Raw genomic sequence first — 18,112 nt, 5'->3', positions numbered from 1 at the left:
TAATGTTTGCTTGCGCACATAAAAATATTGGAACTGCTTGTTTCTCATTTGTCATTATTCGTGATGAATTACTTGATCATGCTAATACTGATATTACAAGTATTTTAAAATATGGCGACCAAGCCAAAAATGGTTCTATGGTAAATACACCATCGACTTACGCTTGGTACTTGTCTGGTTTGGTATTTGAATGGTTGCTAGAGCAGGGTGGGGTAGAGGCTATTCATAAAGTAAACCTTGAAAAAGCTCAGTTGTTATATGGTTATATCGACTCAAGCGATTTCTACAATAACCCGATCGCAATTCCAAACCGCTCAATTATGAATGTACCGTTTACCTTGGCAGACGAAGCTTTAGAAAAGCAATTCTTAAAAGAAGCGGAAGCTAATCACTTGTTGAATTTAGCTGGCCACCGTTCTGTCGGCGGTATGCGTGCAAGTATTTATAATGCCGTACCATTAGAAGGCGTACAGGCTTTAATCAACTTTATGGATGATTTTGCAAAGCGTAATGGTTAAGCAAATCAAATAAATAAAGCCCTCAAATGAGGGCTTTATTTATTGAATAAGTTATAAATTAAAAAGGCACTAAACCAAACTGGTGCATGAATATGGCAGCTAAGAACATACCCAAGACAAAAAAGCAAAACGCACCAGTATCGACCTTTACGCGCAGGCTACTGGATTGAATGAGGCTGGTAGTTTGTTCGGGTATAATCTTCATTCAATAACCTAATTATTAAAATATTAGTGAAATTCAATTAGTTTCACCCTTTTTAGCACAAATATCAGTCTATTGAAAGTATTATCGCATACTAGAACATACTGAATAACTAAAAACATAAATTATGCACCATTATATTGTTTAGCTATAACTAACTAGAACATAATGACACATCCAAACAAACAGCTTTTGCGTACATATTCGTGTACACAAGCTTTTGTTTATCTCATCTGTGTACATATTCTAGCGAGTTTTAATAATGGCTCTTTCAGAAGCTTGGCTAAAAACTAATAATGGCAAGGTTCGCGATAAAGTAGAAGAAGTTGCCGATCGCGACTCAATGAGCGTAAGAGTATCAGCAAAAGGCAAAATTGTCTTCCAACTTCGATATAGATTTAATGGCAAGCCACATCGTTTAGATTTGGGCTCATACCCTAATATCAGTTTAAAGGATGCTAGAGCTGAAGCCAACAGATTACGTGCTTTGCTAGAACAGGGTAAAAATCCCAAAGTCGAAGTTTTGGTAGAGCGAAATAAACATATTGATCCGCTTACTTTGGATCAGCTTTTTGACAAATGGTATGAATCATTTTGTAAGCCTAATAAAAAACTACATGATCAAGTAAAGAGTGCTTATTTAAATCATGTATCACCACAGTTGGGTAAATATCCAATTGAGAGGGTTGATATTGAGCACTGGCTAGAATTATTTGAGAGTCTTGCAGCTAAGCAGCCCGGTACAGCGAAGGTACTTTTATCAAATATAAAACAGATGCTGAAATGGGCTGCAAAGAGAAAGCTTATTTTAACTAATGTACTTGCTGATATTTTCCCTAAGGAAGATTTGAATATTACATATATCCCATCTAAGCGAGTTTTAACCGATGAGGAGTTAGTAGTTTTATTTGAATGTTTGAAATGGTCTAGATTAACTGAGAAGAACAAAATATTTATTCAGCTTTGCCTTATATATGGTTGCCGTAAAGGTGAACTACGGCTTGCCGAGAAAAAGCACTTCGATTTAAAAAAGAAAGTCTGGTTAGTTCCGCCTGAAAACCATAAGACAGGCTATAAGAATGATAAAACCTTAATACGTCCAATTTTGCCAGGAATGGAAGCTCTAATTTTAGAAGCCATGGAATTAAGCAAAGGGAAGTACTTATTTAATAATGGCGAAAAAGATGAGGCTATGAGTAGCTCAGCTTCAACCGCTCTTTCTGCAAGTGTTATTGGTTGGGTTAAGCGCTTCAAGAAAGAAGATATGAATCATTGGTCTATGCACGACTTAAGACGTACAGCTAGAACTAATTTTAGCCGATTTACTGAGCGTAGAGATGTAGCGGAAATGATGATTGGGCACAGTATGCCGCAGATTCAAGAAGTGTACGATCTTTATGACTATGTGAAAGAACAAGCTGAAATCTATGAAAAGTGGATTGCTAGATTGGAAAAACTTAAGAATGGAATTATTGAAGATTAACGGCTGCTTAAACAGCCGTTTTATATCGATCTATGCACATACGCTCCCAGCGACTTACTTCTTTTGATAGGTAGCGCTTCATCCCGCCACCCACTGAAGGTAATGCTGGGGCAGGGAAAGGCTCCCCATATTGAGTGCCTTTCTCCCAACGATTTAAAGTCTGCTTAGTAATCCCAAATCTTTCACAGACTTCATTTGAAGTGAGATACTTATTCAAATTCACCCCTCCTTACTTTCCGCTTTAGTGAACTTCACCTCTACTACTTCATCACCAATATTTGCTTTGACTGCTAAGTCTTGTTTCCCATCATCTTCCCAAGTAAATGATTTAACTTCATTGCCAGTGGGTTCTACGCCGAAATTGTCGATAGTCTGACGCATTGCAAATAAATGGTCACCTAGCTCTGCCAAACAATCTTTAATTCGATCAGCAGGGATTTTAAGAAAGTCACCTAGTGACTCAATTTTGTATTTGTTGCTCATTATTCTTTCTCCCATTGTTTACGGTCTTTAATATGGCCTTCTAAAACAGCTTGAGAGATACGAATCTTTTTAATCTCAAATGCGAAATTACCCTTTAAGATCATTTCATTTGCTAGCTTCTTCACCAGATCAATTTCATCCACTGAAAAGTAAGCAGTATCATCAAAGCCGAGCCAAAACAATTCTCTGGTTTTGTAGCAGTCCACTTTCTCTGCGTCTTCAAACTTTTGACGAACCTCTCGGCATTCCGACTCAATAAAACGAACATCATCAAGACTTAAGTTCCCGAATCGCACATCAAATGATTCCATCAATGTGCGTAAATCTAGACCACCATCTTTGAAAGCCTTTTCGAATATAGCTTGCATTCTACTCATCCCTCAGCTCCCGATTCGCTTTCACCCAACTTAATACAACCTTCCTCAGGCAAATCAGCATACCAACAGTAGTATCCTGCACCGTCATAACCATCATCGAGCCATTTGATAAGCATTTCAGTTTCCATCTGGAATTGATCTTTCTCACCATCTGGCGCACCAAAGTCATAAGCTTCTTTTAATTCAGCACAAGTTAAAGTCACACTATGTGTATGTGCCTCTGGCACTGCCTGAGCTTTGGATTTTTCTTGAAACATAAACCAAGCTCCATTTACGTAACATGCCACTACATGAAGACACTGGAATTCAGAGGCGTAAGTTTGATTCTTATCGCTCCAAAAAACATTCCCATGATCTAAATGCGCTTTAATTTCAGGGATAGCCTCAAACTCACTTCTTAACTTATTCAAATCTGTCATGCTGCCACCTCTAATTTCGGCTTCCAATATTTAGCGAAATCAGCTACTTCACGAACAAGCGCCTTAACATCTGATTCCATGTTTTGATATGAGTGTTGGTGTAACTCGTGATAGCTCTTAATTTTTACTTCCGTTAACCCGTCCACAACTTTATCTAAGCCTGAGTGTTCAAATACTTGGTACTTAAAGTTGTCGTATTGCTTAACTAATAAATATGCACGCCACTGATATGCGTCCATGTATTTATCTGGATCAAAGGCAGCAGTTAGCTTGTGATCAATTAGCTTTGAGCTGGTCTCAGCATCAATCTTTGCAACCAAATCAACATCATCAAATATACGTGTGACATACTTTTGTTCGCGCACATCGCCAAGTTCTAAAGTCCCGTCTAGATCTTCACTAAACAGAAAGTTAAAACCCATTTCTTTTGTGACTTCATAATTAAGATCATGTTCAAGCAGGGCATGGAAAGCTGTACCACACTTCATTGCCATATTCTGCGTCTTTCCTAAGAACAACTCTTTAGCAAGTTCCTCTGAGGTCATATCATCATTCGATATGCCCCAAAGGTAGCTATCGAGCATAGTTGTCGATAGCCTGATAATCATGCTGTTTGCTCCTGAGGCTGAACACTAGTAAATGTCTTGGTTTGCCCATCATAAGCAAATCCATATTGTCTAGCTTGCTCAACAGCTTTGTTCCACATCTGGCGAACAAATACATGACCTTGTGGAAGTTTGGCTTTAAGCTCTTCAAAGTCTTCAAGTGATTCAGCGGCTAGTACTTCTGATTCCCAATCATCTAATTCTTTTTGTGCTTTAGCCTGAGATTCACTAAGACTATTAATGTGGTTCTTGGCCTGATTTAGAATCGAATCAAGTTGATTTGGTTGTACATCTAAATCATTGAGAATAAGGTTTCCAATTGCTCCTGAGTCTTTCGCGTGAAATGCTGTGCTTGGTGCAAAATAAATAGCTTTTTGGGTTCCTTGTTGCCCTTGATGAGTTGTCATGTATCCCATCATATCTGCAACCTTGTAGGCTTCTTTTTTACTTGCACCTACCATGTCAGGGCGAAAAATAATGTCATCGCCTTTTTTATCTTCGGCAGTATGAGCAAGAAGGATTACATCCTTACCAAAGCTGCGCAAAAGATTAAACCAGTGAGTGAAAGTTCTGTTTAAAGTGCCATAACCTTGAATTGATAATTCATTTGAATTACGACGGCAGTTCTTCTGATCTTTAACTAGATGAGCAATGATCACATCAAGCATACGACCTGCTGTGTCTACAATTACTGTGTCATAACCTAAAAGATCATTTGCAGTTAATGATGAAACCTCAGACCAGTTATTAACCTGAACCGTGTCTTTACGGTATTTGCCAGCACGATGTGCGCCTTTATCAAAGTCAAAAAGGATTGGGTTTTTAGCTGAGAAAGCTAAAGACGTTTTGCCAATACCAGGATCACCATAAATAAAAGTAATTAGGGTTTCTACACGCATTGGCTCTTGAGCTGTAACAATTTTTAGTGCCATTTTCTAATACTCCGTAGACTGGCTTAAATCACATTACGATGTAGCTATAACAAACGGTGCATTGCCCGTCGTTCGTAACTTGCATCAAATCTTTGCAGCAAAAACACCATTCAAACTTGACGGGCTTTTGCTTCTTCTTGTTCTTTTTAGGAGCTTTCTTTTGCACTGGCGCATTCATAATCTTCTCCTAATTCCAATAACCACGATTAACTCGACCTTTACCAGAGCAATGAGGGCAGGTTGTATCTCTGCCATATCTGTCTTGTGTAACACCTGTTTGATAGCAAGGCTTGCATGGCAATGTTGAGTGAAACCATTTTTCATGTTTAGCTTGCTCAGCTTTGAGTTGTGCAAGCTCAATAGCTTCAGGGTTATGGCTTATGTACATTTCACCAGTCGATTCAGATTCCATTGATGCAGCACTTTCAAACTGCTTTGCCAGTTCTTGAAGTTGATCTTTTTCAATCACAAACCCTGCATCACCAAGAATGGTTTCTGTGACGACTTCCCAATAATTTGTAGACATCACCCACCTCTCAACTCTGTAATCTTTTCTTCTCTTGCCAGTTCTTCTAAATACTCATTCAGCTTTTGAATTTGAGTAGAAGTAAGGGAAAAGGGCATACCTTCGACTGCATCCACATAATCAAAGTCATCTACATGTGGTCTGCTACTTGAATCGACTGTCATCATGGTGTAATCCACATCTTTCCAGTCTTGATAATCCAAGCCTTCGCCATATTCAAAAGTGTCGTTCTTCTCAATTCCTTTGACACTTGCCACGATGTAGATGTGCTCAGCGTTTTGAATAGATAAAGAGAACTGAATAACGCCATCCTCAACGCCTACATTCATCACTTCAAGGCTTGTGAATACAGCAGCATCAAACGAGATATTGGCTAACATATTCATGAGTTAGTACCTCGTATCTTTCTGAGTTGCTCTACTGCCTTTTTAACGTCGTCTTCTGTACGGTAGGCACCAAAAGCAGCTTGAGTAATGTCAGCAGTTTCATCGCTCCAAACATCATGCGAATAGAGGCAATGTTGAAGGGTTGAAATATAAAAATATTCATCCCCTTCCTTCGGCTCAAAAGGCTTCGGCAGCTCAAGTTCAACCTTGATGGTTTGGGGTTTGAGGCGCCATTCAAAACGAGAATTAATCAGATCACCTAAAGTTAACTCTTCCTCGTCACGTTCTAGATCAAGGTCTTTCCATTCGCCTAACTTAAAGCCGATAGCGGCTCTTAATTGAATTTGATTACCTTCTTTAATTAACCGTGGTACATCCGCACCGCTAATCAAGGCTGGGTCTTGTTTTGTTTTACGAGACCACAAGATTTTTGCACCTGCTTCATCAGACTTAATTTCTTCTACTGTCCATGCACAAGGCTGCCATGAACCATTTTCAAAATATGATTTATCAACCTGAAAGTTATATGTGTCATTTTCACGCCAATACACATAAAGCTCAGCACCTTCGGGAATATCAATCCAATGTGGATGTACTGGCATATTCACTGACTGCTTTACTAAGGCATATCCATCTGCTGGATCTAAATATTCTTTGTAGTTATCCATGAGAGGGCTCCTTGTTCATCTGATCGGTAGCTTCTTGTGTCCAACCTTCTTGAGCTACAGTTGCAGGGAAGGCGCCGCGCGTTTTTTCAGTACAAGGCGAGTAATAACAACGAGAATATGGGTTTTTACTAGGTACTGCCTTAAAGTAAGAGTGATAAGCAACCTCAAAGAAGTTGCCCCATGAGCTGTATTCTTTATTTACCGCTTTTTTGAATTCATCAAGAGCGTGGTGACCACGACTAACAACCAAATATTGGTCACCGCCCCAGTTCTCCAATTCAAGGGGATATTCTTTATTACTCATCACTTCACCCCCTCAACCTGAACACGTACATACATGTTCTGTTTTGCTTTGAGTTCGTTGACGTGTTGTTCGTCGGCACATGAACGAAGGAAAGGGACTACGATAAAAACACCGATGACCATTGATAGCACTGAGCCACCTAGGAAGCCTTTGAAGCTATCAACAGTAGCTTGGCTAAACTTGTACTTTTCAATTCTTTGATTCATACTTATCTCCGCAAGTAATGCAAAGCTCACTGTCGGTCGAATGTCTAGTGAGCTTTTTTATTGATCATGTGTAAAGCATACTTGATAGAGACAAGAGTGTAAAGCGTGGTTGACAAAATAATTGTAAATTATGCTTGATTAGATTTAAGTATGATTGACGCAATAAAAAACCCGCTTTCGCGGGTTGGGTTTGGCTAACTTTTCTTTTACTACTTCTCTGGTCTTACTGTGCCTACAACGACCCCTAAAATATAACAGCCATCCTCACAAGGCATATATTTAGGTTGCCATTCTGGGTTTAACGCTTTGAGCTTATGTACGCCATCTTCTATAACTAACTCCTTAAAGGTAATCCCGATAGAGGTACTTGCTATGACACGGTTGCCATGTTCAGGTACTTTGTCAGGATTAATGTAAATAATATCGCCTTGCATGTAATTAGGTGACATTGATTCACCCTCAACACGTAAAGCATAACCGTTCTGTCCAGTGTCAAAAATGCTTAATACCATTTGATATTCACTGCGACCTAAATTTTCAAGCTGTCCATTCTTCCAATCTCCAGCCTGTACCCAAGATATAAGTGGCACATCCACCAATCGTGCACCTATCTCAGATACGTTTGTTGTCAGTTCCCCGCCAATGTCCACCATGCTTCCGCCCTGACCATCAAGCCACTCAGGCCTTACTTTGAGGTAAGTAGCAACCTTAAACAGAGTAGTAGAGTCAAGAGACTTAGTAGCTCCAGTAAACCACTGGCTAACTGCTTGACGTGATACGCCTGACGCAGTAGCCAGATTAGTCTTTGAAACTGTCTTGTCCTTCTGTTTCGCATAATTAAATGCAATCGAAATACGTTCTTGCAAAGTGTTCATTGTGAAATAAATCATTGAAATAGCCAAAAAGTAAAGCTAGCTTAACCTGTTTTTAGTAAACCATGCTTGTCAATTACTGTCAACTATGCTTTACTAAGAAATATCAGAAGTGGAGTTACCTATGAACGTCATTATGCGAAAAAAGGATGCACTTGACTGTTATCGCGGCAATCAATCTGCTCTTGCAGGTGTTTTAGGGATAACTCGTCAAGCTGTAAGTCAGTGGGGGAAATTCATTCCAGATGAGGCTGCTGCGAAGTTGGCTTTATTAAATCCTGAAATCCCTTATCAGATCTTTGAAAACAAAAAAGCCCCAGTTACGGCAAATAACTGAGGCTTTATGTCTAAACCATTGGAGATTTAAACATGCATTTGTTAAAGCAATTAAATCATGAACAGTTGACGATGTCTAGTCGGTTGATAGCCGATCTAACTGGAAAGGAACACAAACATGTTTTGCGAGATTGTTTGAACATGTTTGGTGAGCTTGAAATTAGTCCAGAAGGGTATGCCCAAAACTGGACACACCCCCAAAACGGCCAAACTTATGTTGAATACCAACTCACAAAAGACTTGGTAGAAACTTTAATAACTGGCTATAGCATCAAATTACGGTTTCGCGTTATCAAGAGACTTCATGAACTTGAAATCAAATCAGCATCAGCTGTTCCACAATCATTTGCAGAAGCTTTGCAATTAGCTGCTGATCAAGCGAAAAAACTAGAGTTAGCAGCGCCAAAAGTAGATTTCTATGATGCTTTGGCTGAACGTCAAAACCTTATGAACGCAACGCAATTGGCTCAAAAGTTTAAGAAGTCGGCAGTTGCTTTTAATAAGATCTTAGAGTCATTCGATGTGTACAACCGTTGCGTTAAGCGTGGTCGTGTATTTCAACAATGGTTTATTGATCAAGGCTTAGGTGAACTAAAAGAAACTGCTCTCGGCTTTGCACAACCTATGTTCACAACTAAAGGCGAACAATGGGTTTTCAATAAGTTTGCAAGTGAGGGAATTATATGAGTAATTTCATCTCAAATGCATTCATGTTGCCAAATGATCTTGTAGACAATGGCTTTATGGCACAGATGAAAGGTGCTGCATTGCCTTGCTACCTATTCATTGTTCGCAAAACCCGTGGCTGGAACAAATCGAACGATAACATCAGTATTTCACAACTTGTGGAAGGTACAGGTTATAAAAAAGATGCTGTTTTAGGTGGTGTTGAGCAGTTAATTTCAATGGGTATTGTTGAGAAGATAGCTTTCCAAAATCGCCCATCAAAATACATCTTAACTGACAATATTATTGCTGTCGGAAAAACCGCTAGCGGAATTTCAGCTGTCGGAAATACCGACACTGCTGTCGATTTTTCAGATAGTAACTTGTCGGAAATACCGACACACAAAAACAATATAAAAACAACTAATACAAAAACAAATGTAATTAGTGATTCAAAAGCTAAATTTTCATTTGTTGAAGCACTTAAAAAACTAGGTGCAAACGATCAGTTAATTAATGACTGGTTAGCTGTTCGCAAAACCAAGAAGGCGTCTAATACACAAACCGCTTTTGAGACATTTGAACAGCAACTTTTGGAATCAGGATTTGATGTAAATCTAATTCTTAAAATTTGTATTGATCGCGATTGGAAAGGCTTCCGAGCTACTTGGTTGCAAAACATTGATCTTCATACATATCAAAAACAAATTGTAGAGAACCAAACTCAACAGATCATCCCTGAACAACCAGCAGCTCAATTCAAAGGTGTTGCTAAGAAATTTAAGGGGATGGACCAATGATTGAATTATTTTCTATCCCTGTTGAGCAAAGCATCTTGTCTACGTTCATGACAATCGATCAGGCAGCAGATGAGTTTATATCTCAGATCGATGCACAAGATTTCTACGCATCACAACACCAGATCATCTTTGCCCACATCAAAAGCCAATTGAACAAGGGTGAAGCATTTGATGAGGTGACTGTATTCGAGTTGATTAAAGCTAATCCGCTTGAAGCAAACCAAATCGATGAGCAGTTCCTTGTGAACCTCATGAACCGTGCAAGCAACGTGAGTTTGTTAGTAACTCATATCAAAAAGCTTAAAGATTTCTCTACTCGCAGAAAGCTTCAAGAGACTAGTAAGTTAATTAGCTCAATCGCTAACGACATGGCAACTCACACTGCTGAATCTGCCGTGAACAAAGCACAATCACTTGTTCAAAACTTAGATTTTGGTGCAGGAGAAGAAAAGCTTAAACATGCTCATGAGTTCTCTAAAGAAGCTGTGAAAGAGTTCCTTGATCGCCATATGGCTATTCATAACCAAATGCCATATGAGGGTGGTATCAAGACTGGGTTCACTGCACTAGACAACAAACTAGGTGAAATCAGCAAAGGCGATCTAGTCATCATCGGTGCGCGTCCTTCAATGGGTAAGACAACGTTTGCTCAAAATATCGCAGCAGACATGATGATCAACCAGTCTTTGCCGGTTCTTTTCATCTCAATCGAAATGAAGGGCAGACAGATCGCACAGCGCTTAATTAGCGGTATTGGTGGTGTAGAGCTACGCAAAGTTTTAACAGGCCATATCGACCCAAATAGCGATGATACGTTGAAGGTGAATAATGCTGCTCTTGTTCTTGAAAAAGCGCCTTTGATGATCGATGACAACAACCGTGCAACTGTGGCAACTATCCGCAGATCAGCAAAGAAGGTCGTTGCTAAATACGGGAAGCTTGGTGCCATCTTTGTTGATTACATCCAGAAAGTTACTCCGCTCACCAAAAACAACTTTGGCCGTTCAGACAAGGACATTGGCGAAATCTCAAATGAACTTAAACGCATGGCAGGCGACTTTGATTGTCCTGTAGTGGCATTAGCTCAGCTTAACCGTAATTTGGAAACACGACCAAACAAACGCCCTGTAAACGCAGATCTAAAAGAATCAGGCGACTTAGAGCAAGACGCAGACATCATCATGTTTATTTACCGCGATGAAGTCTACAACAAGGACTCTAAAGAAGCAGGTACAGCAGAAATCATCATAGGTAAAGCTCGGAATGGCTCGATTGGCACAGTTCGATTAGCTACTGACTTGTCACGCGCAACTTTCGCTGACTTAAGCCCTGAGTATTACCAATCAATGGAAGAGAGAGGTGCAGCGTGAAAGCAATAAGAAGAGTTGAGACATTCCAGAACGTATTAGACATTTTGTTGTTTGCTACTCATGCAACAGAACCTTTCACTTTGAATGACCTGCATGACTATGTGTTAGAGGCGCCTAAAAACACAATCCAATGTTATGTACAGGATTTAGTTAAAAGCGGCTACTTAGAAAAAGACTCATACAAAACCTACAAAGCGTCTCAGTACGCAAAGGACTTGCTAAACGTAAAAGGGGAGTTTGTAGCATGAAACAAATTAAAAGAAGCCTACATGCAGAGTGGGAAGTTATTTCTAGTGCTGAATGGTTAGAAGGCTTAGGTCGTGATCCTACAAATGAAGAAATGCTTCAAATCTTTGAAGGTAGTTTTTACCCATTATTCAACACTAAGCGAGTTGAGCCTAAACAGGTTTGGACACTGAAAATTACCACATACCTTGAGTGTGATGATGGCCGTACTTCTGAATGCGAAATGGAATGGAAGTTCGATAAAACCATGTCGATGCATGAAGTACTAAATGGCGCTAAGCACATCAAGATGAATGCAGGTGGCATTAAGACTCGCTGGATCGGAGTCACCAAGAACTGGATCAAAGAACTAGACGCAGACTATGACGATTCATGGAAGGCAGTCAAAGCAATTGCACGTGCTGAGTGTGTGGCAATGGTTAAACAAGTCAATGGTGCAGCTAAGTTGCTAGATAGCTTAATCGGGCATTTGGAGAAAGTGGCATGAATGACAATGTTAATCACCCTAAGCATTACACCAGTGATCCAAGTGGAATTGAGTGTATCCAGATCACGAGACACCGTAACTTTAATATTGGTAATGCAATCAAGTATTTATGGCGCAATGGTTTAAAAGATTCAGATAGCCAAATCCAAGATCTACAAAAGGCTGTCTGGTATATCAATGATGAGATTAAACGCTTAGAGATCATGACAGGACATGACAAGGAGGCGGTATGAAACCAGAACAGTTTATTCGTGAGCAAGGCCTAGATGCTGTTAAGGATTGCATTGAAGAGGCTAAGGCGTATGGCGGCTTGTATGTAAATGCTAAGACCTTGGAGCTTTCAAAGCACATACCTTCATACGATGCGGTGTCAATTATCGAGTTAATGCGTCTGGTGGAGTCTTTGGACATCATCACTAAGGTTGGTGGAATTCATGATGTAATCGAAGAACACACAAAATGGATGCATGCACCAGAACTTCATGAATATCGAATTGGTGAAACTGTAGAGCGCTTGGCTCAAGCCATCCGCGACCACGAATCAATATACGGAGGCGGGGGTGAGTAAACGTCAAGTAACTGAAATGGATCTTCGTAAGCCAGAGTTTCAAGATCCAAAATTGACCATAGACATGCTTGAGTTTGATAAGGACGGCAATGTTGTTCGTAAGGATCGATTCGAGCAGGGAATGCGACGAATTCTTGGGGTATTGATTGAACATGGTCTTGCTGGTTCTCGTGAACCATGGACAGTGGACGAAGTTGTAGAAAAAGTAAAAACACAATTCGCAAAGCATGCAAAAGGAGCCAGCCATGAGTGAGTTTAAAGCGGGTGACTGGGTTAAAACCCAAGGCCATAGTGGATTAATGATCATTTACAAGGTGACTGGTGAAAAAGCCATTGTGGATGTGATCAGTAGAGCAGGTAAGTCGATTGGTTTGTCTGGATACAAACTGTCTGAGATTGAACATGCATCAGAAGACGAGATTAAAGCAGGCCATCCACTTAATGACATCAAGATGGAAGTTACCTACGGCATCAAACTAAATGATCTAGGTGTTGTGACCATGGGGTTTGATCCAGGTAAAGACATCACGCATGACCTAGGCGACGACTCCCACATAGAAAACCGCATCAGCCCGCTGTGTAAATCAAAGGATGTTTGAGATGGATAAGTGTAGAGATGAGTTTGAAGATTGGTTTAAAACAACGCAGTACTTTTTCGAGTATTTCACTGATTCAGATCTTAATTTAAATCATCGGAATGAGTATGAAAACGAAATAATAAATAGTGCATGGCTCACATTTCAGCACCAGCAAGCGAAAGTGGAGGAGCTGGAAGGCAAACTTAAACAGGCTTATGAAGATGTAGATACGTTTGCAGAAGCGCATGAACGTGAGTGTGGTTTTAAAGCTCAGTTAGCAAAGGATAAGGCAGAGCTGCAAAAGCGGGTGGATGCGGTCAAGCAACTGATCCAAGACTACTTAGATGAAGAAAAAGAGCTTGAGCTTAAAGAATGGGAACAATCAACAATCTATGGCCGTATTGCAATTGAGTTAGAGCAAGCGCTCAAGGGGGAAGGGTGAAAGCAATCAAGATCCCATGTGAGCACGACTTGCTAAGTAAGAACGACGACACATGGGCTAATGCTGTTATGCGCTGTAAGGGTGGAAGCCCTTACTGTGGCGCAGACGGTTATTGCCATGCAGGCGGAACTTGCTTTGCTGACCAAGAGCTAACAAGAGAGCAAGCAATCTTAGAAGTGGATCGTCTAGCTCAAGAATTACATAACTCAAAGATTGAAAACGACAAGTTAAGAAATGCAGCTAGTCAGCTTGTTAATCAACTTGAATTGGCGAAAGAGCAGAACCTAAAGAGCGGTAATGATCAGAGAGTGTTTGCTTTGAAGTTCTGTATTCATGAAATCAAGAAAGCAATGGGGTGACCAATGACCACATTCAAAGAGGCTCAAAACTATGCGAAGCAGATTAAGAATGCTAAGCGTGGAGGTTATACACCAACAATTGCAAAGGATGTGAATAAGCACATCAAGCAGAAGTTAATCAAGTTAGACAACCATTTCGATGAGTTGTTTAACCAGAAATGGGCAGAGTGGAAGAACACTGCTGATATGCATTCTCAAGGATTTGCTGATGGCATTGAGTATGCACAACGTCAAATTCAGGAGCTTCTGAAATAATGCGTAGAGCAGCAAGAATTGATGCAAATCAAAACGAGATTGTCAAAGCTCTACGCCAAGTTGGGGCAAGTGTTCAGTCGCTTGCTTCAACTGGAAAAGGATGTCCGGATCTGCTTGTAGGGTTTAGAGGCACTAACTACTTAATGGAAATTAAAGACGGTCAGAAGTACAAGTCGGATAGAAAGCTTACTCCTGATCAAATCGAATGGCATGAATCATGGCGCGGCAAAGTCTTTGTAGTTGAGAGCATAGACCAGGCAATTAGTTTAATAAGTAATAATTAGGGGTGACGGTATGAATGCGGCAGTAGTAACACCAGTAATGGATTGGAATAAATACACAATTGATGGATGGCTAGAGCAGTTCGGCGCTTGGTGTGAAACTGTGCGCATGAAAGGAGGGGATTTGCCAGATGGATTGCATATCAATCAGATCTATTGGTTGATGCGTGAAGCGGGGAAAGAAGCGCCACGAGGTAAGGCTTACATTCGTTGTGAGATTAATGACTTTGAGGCAGATCACATTCAATCACTTTTAAGAGGGGTATTCAAATCGGATAAGGTTGATTACACGACTAAGTTTGCAGTGATGTGCCTAGTCAAACATAAGGTTGAGAACCGTTCCTTAAGTGCAGTGGCAGGGATCACAAATCAGTCTAAAGGCCAAGTGAATATCATGGTTAGTTGTGCTAGATTCTATCTTCTTGGTAAATATAACTTTCTAACAATGGTGTAAAAATGATTAAAGCATCTCATGTATTTTCAATAACTGAAAACTCACCAACTGAATTAGCAAATAAAATTAATGAAAAACTTAAAGAGGAAAATTTTGACCGAAATTATTTAGCTACGATTGCCAATACTTCATACACAAATTATATGTTTGAGGGTAAGCTCAAGTTTTCAGCTTTAGTCGTATTTCACTATCAAGACGTAAAGTAGTTGACCGTTTAAACGCGGAATGATATATTTCTGGTATAGTGCGCTTGAGTAGTCAGGTTCACTAGCGTTATTTCAAAAGCTCACTTAATCGTGGGCTTTTTGCTTTTTGGAGGTTCACATGCTCCGAATAATTAAGCAGGTCTTTTGCATACATGTTTGGGAATATGATTCAGACATGTTCAATCAGAAAGAATGCAGAAAGTGTGGAAAGATTAAGTGTTTATAGCCCTGTCAATGACGGGGTTTTCTTTTTTACGCCATTCGTCTAATTGGATAAGACATCATAATTCTAGTGTGATTGATGCGGGTTCGAGTCCTGCATGGCGTGCCATTTAATTTAGAGAAGTGTGCTGCATAGATGTAGCCTCTTGCCAAAGTGGATATCAAAGCTAAGGAGTAGCTCACTTCATCTAAGTCAAATGGATTGGGGTATTTATGAATCGAAAACAAAAGAAAGCAAAACGATTGGCTGCCAAGGCACATACAAAAAAGCAAGCTCAGATCTATATGACTCCTAAAGAGAAGCAAGACATTTATGAGTGGAACACTGCTCACAATGAACTGCATGAAGAATTCATGGAAGGTTTTGAAGAGCCTCAGTTCATTAAGGGTTTTAAGGTCGGCATTTGGCTTGCATTCTGTGCTGCAATAATTTGGATATTCTGGCATTTCTTGGGGTGAACATGGACACAATCGAAGCGAAGAAGAATTTAGAAATCTATAAACGTAATCTTAGTCGGTTAGAAAGCTATAACCATTTATTCAGCAGCCATACGTTTAAGACTGAATGTCAGCGTGAAGTAAATACTCTCAGAACCAGAATAGAGAATCTAGAAAATGCGTTCGACAAAGAGGCTAAACGAAATAAGAGCGCTACCCTGCGTTAGATGCGGCTATCCTCACTCACAAGCAGCTCATTCTAATTCAGGCAAGCATGGCAAGGGTAAAGGAATTAAGGCCTCAGATGCGTTTACAGTGCCTCTCTGCCATAAGTGCCATTTCCTATTCGACACATATCAACTAGGCACAAGACAAGAATCAGAAGCTCTATTTGATGGTTGGTTAGAAAAAACAGAGCGGATGCTTAATTTAATTAACAATGAAGAGGTTTTCTGATGGGAACTAAAGCAACAAAGGCTAAAATGATTGAACGAGCATTCGAGTTCGCAGAAAAGGTTATTGCTGAAAACCAGTGCATTATTAATCACACTAATATTCCAGAAGTCGGTGCGCGTGCTGCTGATCTGGTTGAATTGGCTAAATCATTTAAGCTTTTACTTTCAGATACACATGAAGATTTAATAAAGCTTGAAAACTACGGAAATGATGATTATCGTGGTTAAACACCACATCTCGAGACTAATGTGAAAGGCATCTACCTGTAATTATGGATAGATAAGTCTTAAGTCCTGAAATGCAGAGCCTGTCAGAAATGATGGGCTTTTTTTGTGAGAATTAAAATGGAAAACCAACATCGTAAAATCAAAGGCTATCGTGAACTTTCTCAAGAAGAAGTTGACCTAATGAATCGCATCAAAGAAAAAGGTGCGGAATTACTTGAACTTCAGGCTGAATTAGCAAACCGCTTAAACACAGATTTAGAAGTTAAACAAGCAGCAGCTAAACGCGCCCAGTTAGCTCCAAATGACTTTGCAAGTGTTGAATGGCAAGAATATGAACGCTTCAAAGTAGCTGAGCCATTACGCTGGGCAGCAATTGGGAAAACTGACATTCAGACAGGCATCATGGCCCTAGTTCGTGCTGTTGCGCAACCAACAGGTTGTTAAGCCACCCTCGGGTGGTTTTTTTGCGAGGTCAAAATGGAACCACGATTCGTCATCAAAAACCATTCTGACATCAACTATGTAATTGGCTATCTTAATAATAATCATGCTAAGGCAGCAAGCGAAGGGAAGCCTTTGGTTGTATTGATTGCACCTCAAGAGAAAGATCGTTCAAAGGCTCAGAATAGGCTTCTTCATATGTGGTTTGGTGAAATGGCTAAGCGCACTGGAGATAGTGCTGAGTCAATCAAATATGAAATGAAAAAGAAGTTTTTGGCGAAGATCTATCTTAGAGATAATGCAGAAACGCAAGAAGCATACGAGGCTGTATTAGCTTATCGAGATGTAATAAAAACACTCGATGGTGAAGAAAAGAAAATACACACAGCACAGTATCAACGCATCGTCAGAATGTTTGTCAAAGATCATGTGCGTTCAAGAGATGCAACCAAGAAACAGTTTTCTGAGTTCTGCGATAAGTTGCATGCTTTTGCCAATACAGAGCTTGGTGTTTATTTGAAGTGTCCTGATGATCTTAAGTATGTGTTGGAGTGAGATATGTACTGGATTGAACCACCACGAACACAAAAGCAAATAGATGCAGATAAGAAAAAGCGTCTACACAAATTGGCATTAGAGCGCTTGCCAATGTACACCGAACTGCATAAAACAGCCACAATGGCTAATGATAAAGAATTACAAGAGATTGCTCGAGCAAAGCTGCTTGAACATTTAGCACACATCATGGAGTAAAAATGGAAGAACAAATCAAAGGCGCAGAACCTTTAGAGAATGAGCGTCACGAAAAGTTCTGCCACGAATATTTAAAAACATTAAGTTCACAAGAAGCTGGCAAAGCAGTAGGTTTTAAAACTCGTCAACATGCTTGGGATGTGCTGCAACGTGAGGAAGTTGAAGAGCGCATTGCATACTTAAATGGGCAGCGACTCAAACGCGTTGATGTGGATGCAGACTATGTGCTCAAACGTCTTGTAGAAATTGACAAGATGGATGTTTTAGACATCATGGACGAGAAGTTGAATATGAAGCCATTAGATGAGTGGCCTCCTATTTGGCGCCAATATGTCAACAGTATTGAAAATATGGAAATTACTGACAGTGCGGGATGGATGCGAAAAATTAAATGGCCCGACAAAGTTAAAAACCTTGAATTACTCGGTAAACACATTTCTGTCGGAGCATTTAAAGACAAAGTAGAGCATTCGGGAACAATTGAGATTCAGTCTGTATCTGAATTAATGGATGAATTAAGCGAGGGTGATTAATTTTAAGGAGTAG

At 40.0% G+C, this 18,112-nt stretch carries 33 protein-coding genes and 1 tRNA gene; 24 read left to right on the top strand and 10 right to left on the bottom strand.

Going from position 1 to position 18,112, the window contains the following annotated elements; genetic code table 11:
* Together AB0P25_RS18825 and AB0P25_RS18820 are read left to right on the top strand one after the other, a co-directional pair.
* A partial coding sequence (locus tag AB0P25_RS18825; protein WP_363809436.1) for an aminotransferase class V-fold PLP-dependent enzyme occupies positions 1 to 518 on the top strand: 518 nt, incomplete at its 5' end.
* A 464-nt stretch (positions 519 to 982) separates the two neighbouring features.
* Positions 983 to 2,203, top strand: coding sequence for an integrase family protein (locus tag AB0P25_RS18820; protein WP_363809435.1), 1,221 nt, complete (start codon positions 983 to 985; stop codon positions 2,201 to 2,203).
* Between the two features lie 219 nt (positions 2,204 to 2,422).
* Here AB0P25_RS18820 and AB0P25_RS18815 read toward each other — a convergent pair whose 3' ends face one another.
* From AB0P25_RS18815 to AB0P25_RS18770, 10 genes are all read right to left on the bottom strand, one after another.
* The gene (locus AB0P25_RS18815; RefSeq protein WP_363809434.1) at positions 2,423 to 2,686 is read right to left on the bottom strand and encodes a hypothetical protein; all 264 of its coding nucleotides are present in this window, start codon (positions 2,684 to 2,686) and stop codon (positions 2,423 to 2,425) included.
* Positions 2,686 to 3,063, bottom strand: coding sequence for a hypothetical protein (locus AB0P25_RS18810; RefSeq protein ID WP_227503501.1), 378 nt, complete (start codon positions 3,061 to 3,063; stop codon positions 2,686 to 2,688). The genes AB0P25_RS18815 and AB0P25_RS18810 overlap by 1 nt, the downstream gene beginning before the upstream one ends.
* Positions 3,060 to 3,482 (bottom strand): hypothetical protein, encoded by a 423-nt coding sequence (locus tag AB0P25_RS18805; RefSeq protein WP_363809433.1) that lies wholly within the window; start codon positions 3,480 to 3,482, stop codon positions 3,060 to 3,062. The genes AB0P25_RS18810 and AB0P25_RS18805 overlap by 4 nt, the downstream gene beginning before the upstream one ends.
* Positions 3,479 to 4,027 (bottom strand): hypothetical protein, encoded by a 549-nt coding sequence (locus AB0P25_RS18800; RefSeq protein ID WP_363809431.1) that lies wholly within the window; start codon positions 4,025 to 4,027, stop codon positions 3,479 to 3,481. Before AB0P25_RS18800 ends, AB0P25_RS18805 begins: the two co-directional genes overlap by 4 nt.
* 59 nt (positions 4,028 to 4,086) lie before the next feature.
* Positions 4,087 to 5,019, bottom strand: a complete 933-nt coding sequence (locus tag AB0P25_RS18795) for an ATP-binding protein (RefSeq protein ID WP_363809430.1) — start codon at positions 5,017 to 5,019, stop codon at positions 4,087 to 4,089.
* 187 nt (positions 5,020 to 5,206) lie between these two features.
* Entirely contained in the window at positions 5,207 to 5,545 is a 339-nt protein-coding gene (locus tag AB0P25_RS18790) for a hypothetical protein (protein ID WP_363809429.1), read from the bottom strand.
* Entirely contained in the window at positions 5,545 to 5,931 is a 387-nt protein-coding gene (locus tag AB0P25_RS18785; RefSeq protein ID WP_363809428.1) for a hypothetical protein, read from the bottom strand. The genes AB0P25_RS18790 and AB0P25_RS18785 overlap by 1 nt, the downstream gene beginning before the upstream one ends.
* The gene (locus AB0P25_RS18780) at positions 5,928 to 6,599 is read right to left on the bottom strand and encodes a hypothetical protein (protein ID WP_363809427.1); all 672 of its coding nucleotides are present in this window, start codon (positions 6,597 to 6,599) and stop codon (positions 5,928 to 5,930) included. Before AB0P25_RS18780 ends, AB0P25_RS18785 begins: the two co-directional genes overlap by 4 nt.
* A complete protein-coding gene (locus AB0P25_RS18775) occupies positions 6,592 to 6,903 on the bottom strand; it encodes a hypothetical protein (protein WP_363809426.1) in 312 nt (103 codons plus the stop codon). Before AB0P25_RS18775 ends, AB0P25_RS18780 begins: the two co-directional genes overlap by 8 nt.
* A 415-nt stretch (positions 6,904 to 7,318) precedes the next feature.
* Positions 7,319 to 7,999, bottom strand: a complete 681-nt coding sequence (locus AB0P25_RS18770) for a S24 family peptidase (RefSeq protein WP_363809424.1) — start codon at positions 7,997 to 7,999, stop codon at positions 7,319 to 7,321.
* A gap of 106 nt (positions 8,000 to 8,105) precedes the next feature.
* Here AB0P25_RS18770 and AB0P25_RS18765 point away from each other — a divergent pair, with 106 nt between their 5' ends.
* From AB0P25_RS18765 to AB0P25_RS18660, 22 genes are all read left to right on the top strand, one after another.
* Complete coding sequence (locus AB0P25_RS18765) at positions 8,106 to 8,318, top strand: Cro/CI family transcriptional regulator (protein WP_337080792.1); 213 nt, start codon at positions 8,106 to 8,108, stop codon at positions 8,316 to 8,318.
* Between the two features lie 32 nt (positions 8,319 to 8,350).
* A complete protein-coding gene (locus tag AB0P25_RS18760) occupies positions 8,351 to 9,004 on the top strand; it encodes a phage antirepressor KilAC domain-containing protein (protein WP_363809422.1) in 654 nt (217 codons plus the stop codon).
* Positions 9,001 to 9,783, top strand: coding sequence for a replication protein (locus AB0P25_RS18755; RefSeq protein ID WP_363809421.1), 783 nt, complete (start codon positions 9,001 to 9,003; stop codon positions 9,781 to 9,783). The genes AB0P25_RS18760 and AB0P25_RS18755 overlap by 4 nt, the downstream gene beginning before the upstream one ends.
* Positions 9,780 to 11,153, top strand: a complete 1,374-nt coding sequence (locus AB0P25_RS18750) for a replicative DNA helicase (RefSeq protein WP_363809420.1) — start codon at positions 9,780 to 9,782, stop codon at positions 11,151 to 11,153. Before AB0P25_RS18755 ends, AB0P25_RS18750 begins: the two co-directional genes overlap by 4 nt.
* A gap of 244 nt (positions 11,154 to 11,397) precedes the next feature.
* Positions 11,398 to 11,886, top strand: coding sequence for a hypothetical protein (locus tag AB0P25_RS18745; protein ID WP_363809418.1), 489 nt, complete (start codon positions 11,398 to 11,400; stop codon positions 11,884 to 11,886).
* On the top strand, positions 11,883 to 12,119 hold the full coding sequence (locus tag AB0P25_RS18740; RefSeq protein WP_247124834.1) for a DUF3310 domain-containing protein: 237 nt from the start codon (positions 11,883 to 11,885) through the stop codon (positions 12,117 to 12,119). The genes AB0P25_RS18745 and AB0P25_RS18740 overlap by 4 nt, the downstream gene beginning before the upstream one ends.
* The gene (locus tag AB0P25_RS18735; RefSeq protein WP_363809417.1) at positions 12,116 to 12,454 is read left to right on the top strand and encodes a hypothetical protein; all 339 of its coding nucleotides are present in this window, start codon (positions 12,116 to 12,118) and stop codon (positions 12,452 to 12,454) included. The genes AB0P25_RS18740 and AB0P25_RS18735 overlap by 4 nt, the downstream gene beginning before the upstream one ends.
* On the top strand, positions 12,447 to 12,707 hold the full coding sequence (locus tag AB0P25_RS18730; RefSeq protein WP_363809414.1) for a hypothetical protein: 261 nt from the start codon (positions 12,447 to 12,449) through the stop codon (positions 12,705 to 12,707). Before AB0P25_RS18735 ends, AB0P25_RS18730 begins: the two co-directional genes overlap by 8 nt.
* Positions 12,700 to 13,053 carry a hypothetical protein gene (locus AB0P25_RS18725; RefSeq protein ID WP_363809412.1) on the top strand — a complete coding sequence of 118 codons (354 nt, stop codon included), beginning with the start codon at positions 12,700 to 12,702 and terminating at the stop codon, positions 13,051 to 13,053. The genes AB0P25_RS18730 and AB0P25_RS18725 overlap by 8 nt, the downstream gene beginning before the upstream one ends.
* On the top strand, positions 13,046 to 13,474 hold the full coding sequence (locus AB0P25_RS18720) for a hypothetical protein (RefSeq protein ID WP_363809410.1): 429 nt from the start codon (positions 13,046 to 13,048) through the stop codon (positions 13,472 to 13,474). Before AB0P25_RS18725 ends, AB0P25_RS18720 begins: the two co-directional genes overlap by 8 nt.
* Positions 13,471 to 13,833 (top strand): hypothetical protein, encoded by a 363-nt coding sequence (locus AB0P25_RS18715; RefSeq protein ID WP_363809408.1) that lies wholly within the window; start codon positions 13,471 to 13,473, stop codon positions 13,831 to 13,833. Before AB0P25_RS18720 ends, AB0P25_RS18715 begins: the two co-directional genes overlap by 4 nt.
* Positions 13,834 to 13,836: 3 nt before the next feature.
* Entirely contained in the window at positions 13,837 to 14,088 is a 252-nt protein-coding gene (locus AB0P25_RS18710) for a hypothetical protein (RefSeq protein WP_363809407.1), read from the top strand.
* Positions 14,088 to 14,372, top strand: a complete 285-nt coding sequence (locus AB0P25_RS18705; protein ID WP_363809406.1) for a hypothetical protein — start codon at positions 14,088 to 14,090, stop codon at positions 14,370 to 14,372. The genes AB0P25_RS18710 and AB0P25_RS18705 overlap by 1 nt, the downstream gene beginning before the upstream one ends.
* 10 nt (positions 14,373 to 14,382) lie before the next feature.
* Positions 14,383 to 14,823, top strand: a complete 441-nt coding sequence (locus tag AB0P25_RS18700) for a hypothetical protein (protein WP_363809405.1) — start codon at positions 14,383 to 14,385, stop codon at positions 14,821 to 14,823.
* A 2-nt stretch (positions 14,824 to 14,825) separates the two neighbouring features.
* Positions 14,826 to 15,029 (top strand): hypothetical protein, encoded by a 204-nt coding sequence (locus AB0P25_RS18695; RefSeq protein WP_086399220.1) that lies wholly within the window; start codon positions 14,826 to 14,828, stop codon positions 15,027 to 15,029.
* A 254-nt stretch (positions 15,030 to 15,283) separates the two neighbouring features.
* A tRNA-Arg gene (locus tag AB0P25_RS18690) sits at positions 15,284 to 15,360 on the top strand.
* A gap of 104 nt (positions 15,361 to 15,464) precedes the next feature.
* Entirely contained in the window at positions 15,465 to 15,710 is a 246-nt protein-coding gene (locus tag AB0P25_RS18685; protein ID WP_032023290.1) for a hypothetical protein, read from the top strand.
* Positions 15,711 to 16,144: 434 nt separating this feature from the next.
* A complete protein-coding gene (locus AB0P25_RS18680; protein ID WP_363809402.1) occupies positions 16,145 to 16,372 on the top strand; it encodes a hypothetical protein in 228 nt (75 codons plus the stop codon).
* A 117-nt stretch (positions 16,373 to 16,489) separates the two neighbouring features.
* The gene (locus tag AB0P25_RS18675) at positions 16,490 to 16,816 is read left to right on the top strand and encodes a hypothetical protein (protein WP_363809401.1); all 327 of its coding nucleotides are present in this window, start codon (positions 16,490 to 16,492) and stop codon (positions 16,814 to 16,816) included.
* 33 nt (positions 16,817 to 16,849) lie between these two features.
* Entirely contained in the window at positions 16,850 to 17,368 is a 519-nt protein-coding gene (locus AB0P25_RS18670) for a hypothetical protein (protein WP_363809400.1), read from the top strand.
* 3 nt (positions 17,369 to 17,371) lie between these two features.
* Positions 17,372 to 17,566 carry a hypothetical protein gene (locus AB0P25_RS18665; protein ID WP_363809399.1) on the top strand — a complete coding sequence of 65 codons (195 nt, stop codon included), beginning with the start codon at positions 17,372 to 17,374 and terminating at the stop codon, positions 17,564 to 17,566.
* A gap of 2 nt (positions 17,567 to 17,568) precedes the next feature.
* Complete coding sequence (locus tag AB0P25_RS18660) at positions 17,569 to 18,099, top strand: terminase small subunit (protein ID WP_363809398.1); 531 nt, start codon at positions 17,569 to 17,571, stop codon at positions 18,097 to 18,099.
* The last annotated feature ends 13 nt before the right edge of the window (positions 18,100 to 18,112 follow it).

It is taken from the genome of Leifsonia sp. NPDC077715, assembly GCF_040686855.1.
In the GTDB taxonomy this organism is placed as follows: domain Bacteria; phylum Actinomycetota; class Actinomycetes; order Actinomycetales; family Microbacteriaceae; genus Leifsonia.
The sequence above is the reverse complement of the archived record's forward strand: the minus strand, read 5'-3'. Positions and strand labels throughout refer to the sequence as shown.

What these genes read in the sequence shown, in the direction of transcription:
- AB0P25_RS18740 (WP_247124834.1), top strand. Translation starts at nt 11,883, where the DNA reads ATGAATGACAATGTTAATCACCCTAAGCATTACACCAGTGATCCAAGT.
- AB0P25_RS18750 (WP_363809420.1), top strand. Translation starts at nt 9,780, where the DNA reads ATGATTGAATTATTTTCTATCCCTGTTGAGCAAAGCATCTTGTCTACG.
- AB0P25_RS18680 (WP_363809402.1), top strand. Translation starts at nt 16,145, where the DNA reads ATGGGAACTAAAGCAACAAAGGCTAAAATGATTGAACGAGCATTCGAG.
- AB0P25_RS18710 (WP_363809407.1), top strand. Translation starts at nt 13,837, where the DNA reads ATGACCACATTCAAAGAGGCTCAAAACTATGCGAAGCAGATTAAGAAT.
- AB0P25_RS18735 (WP_363809417.1), top strand. Translation starts at nt 12,116, where the DNA reads ATGAAACCAGAACAGTTTATTCGTGAGCAAGGCCTAGATGCTGTTAAG.
- AB0P25_RS18815 (WP_363809434.1), bottom strand. Translation starts at nt 2,686, where the DNA reads ATGAGCAACAAATACAAAATTGAGTCACTAGGTGACTTTCTTAAAATC.
- AB0P25_RS18755 (WP_363809421.1), top strand. Translation starts at nt 9,001, where the DNA reads ATGAGTAATTTCATCTCAAATGCATTCATGTTGCCAAATGATCTTGTA.
- AB0P25_RS18685 (WP_032023290.1), top strand. Translation starts at nt 15,465, where the DNA reads ATGAATCGAAAACAAAAGAAAGCAAAACGATTGGCTGCCAAGGCACAT.
- AB0P25_RS18820 (WP_363809435.1), top strand. Translation starts at nt 983, where the DNA reads ATGGCTCTTTCAGAAGCTTGGCTAAAAACTAATAATGGCAAGGTTCGC.
- AB0P25_RS18780 (WP_363809427.1), bottom strand. Translation starts at nt 6,599, where the DNA reads ATGGATAACTACAAAGAATATTTAGATCCAGCAGATGGATATGCCTTA.
- AB0P25_RS18770 (WP_363809424.1), bottom strand. Translation starts at nt 7,999, where the DNA reads ATGATTTATTTCACAATGAACACTTTGCAAGAACGTATTTCGATTGCA.
- AB0P25_RS18695 (WP_086399220.1), top strand. Translation starts at nt 14,826, where the DNA reads ATGATTAAAGCATCTCATGTATTTTCAATAACTGAAAACTCACCAACT.
- AB0P25_RS18745 (WP_363809418.1), top strand. Translation starts at nt 11,398, where the DNA reads ATGAAACAAATTAAAAGAAGCCTACATGCAGAGTGGGAAGTTATTTCT.
- AB0P25_RS18765 (WP_337080792.1), top strand. Translation starts at nt 8,106, where the DNA reads ATGAACGTCATTATGCGAAAAAAGGATGCACTTGACTGTTATCGCGGC.
- AB0P25_RS18795 (WP_363809430.1), bottom strand. Translation starts at nt 5,019, where the DNA reads ATGGCACTAAAAATTGTTACAGCTCAAGAGCCAATGCGTGTAGAAACC.
- AB0P25_RS18705 (WP_363809406.1), top strand. Translation starts at nt 14,088, where the DNA reads ATGCGTAGAGCAGCAAGAATTGATGCAAATCAAAACGAGATTGTCAAA.
- AB0P25_RS18675 (WP_363809401.1), top strand. Translation starts at nt 16,490, where the DNA reads ATGGAAAACCAACATCGTAAAATCAAAGGCTATCGTGAACTTTCTCAA.
- AB0P25_RS18760 (WP_363809422.1), top strand. Translation starts at nt 8,351, where the DNA reads ATGCATTTGTTAAAGCAATTAAATCATGAACAGTTGACGATGTCTAGT.
- AB0P25_RS18790 (WP_363809429.1), bottom strand. Translation starts at nt 5,545, where the DNA reads ATGTCTACAAATTATTGGGAAGTCGTCACAGAAACCATTCTTGGTGAT.
- AB0P25_RS18810 (WP_227503501.1), bottom strand. Translation starts at nt 3,063, where the DNA reads ATGAGTAGAATGCAAGCTATATTCGAAAAGGCTTTCAAAGATGGTGGT.
- AB0P25_RS18785 (WP_363809428.1), bottom strand. Translation starts at nt 5,931, where the DNA reads ATGAATATGTTAGCCAATATCTCGTTTGATGCTGCTGTATTCACAAGC.
- AB0P25_RS18700 (WP_363809405.1), top strand. Translation starts at nt 14,383, where the DNA reads ATGAATGCGGCAGTAGTAACACCAGTAATGGATTGGAATAAATACACA.
- AB0P25_RS18775 (WP_363809426.1), bottom strand. Translation starts at nt 6,903, where the DNA reads ATGAGTAATAAAGAATATCCCCTTGAATTGGAGAACTGGGGCGGTGAC.
- AB0P25_RS18660 (WP_363809398.1), top strand. Translation starts at nt 17,569, where the DNA reads ATGGAAGAACAAATCAAAGGCGCAGAACCTTTAGAGAATGAGCGTCAC.
- AB0P25_RS18800 (WP_363809431.1), bottom strand. Translation starts at nt 4,027, where the DNA reads ATGACCTCAGAGGAACTTGCTAAAGAGTTGTTCTTAGGAAAGACGCAG.
- AB0P25_RS18725 (WP_363809412.1), top strand. Translation starts at nt 12,700, where the DNA reads ATGAGTGAGTTTAAAGCGGGTGACTGGGTTAAAACCCAAGGCCATAGT.
- AB0P25_RS18670 (WP_363809400.1), top strand. Translation starts at nt 16,850, where the DNA reads ATGGAACCACGATTCGTCATCAAAAACCATTCTGACATCAACTATGTA.
- AB0P25_RS18720 (WP_363809410.1), top strand. Translation starts at nt 13,046, where the DNA reads ATGTTTGAGATGGATAAGTGTAGAGATGAGTTTGAAGATTGGTTTAAA.
- AB0P25_RS18805 (WP_363809433.1), bottom strand. Translation starts at nt 3,482, where the DNA reads ATGACAGATTTGAATAAGTTAAGAAGTGAGTTTGAGGCTATCCCTGAA.
- AB0P25_RS18665 (WP_363809399.1), top strand. Translation starts at nt 17,372, where the DNA reads ATGTACTGGATTGAACCACCACGAACACAAAAGCAAATAGATGCAGAT.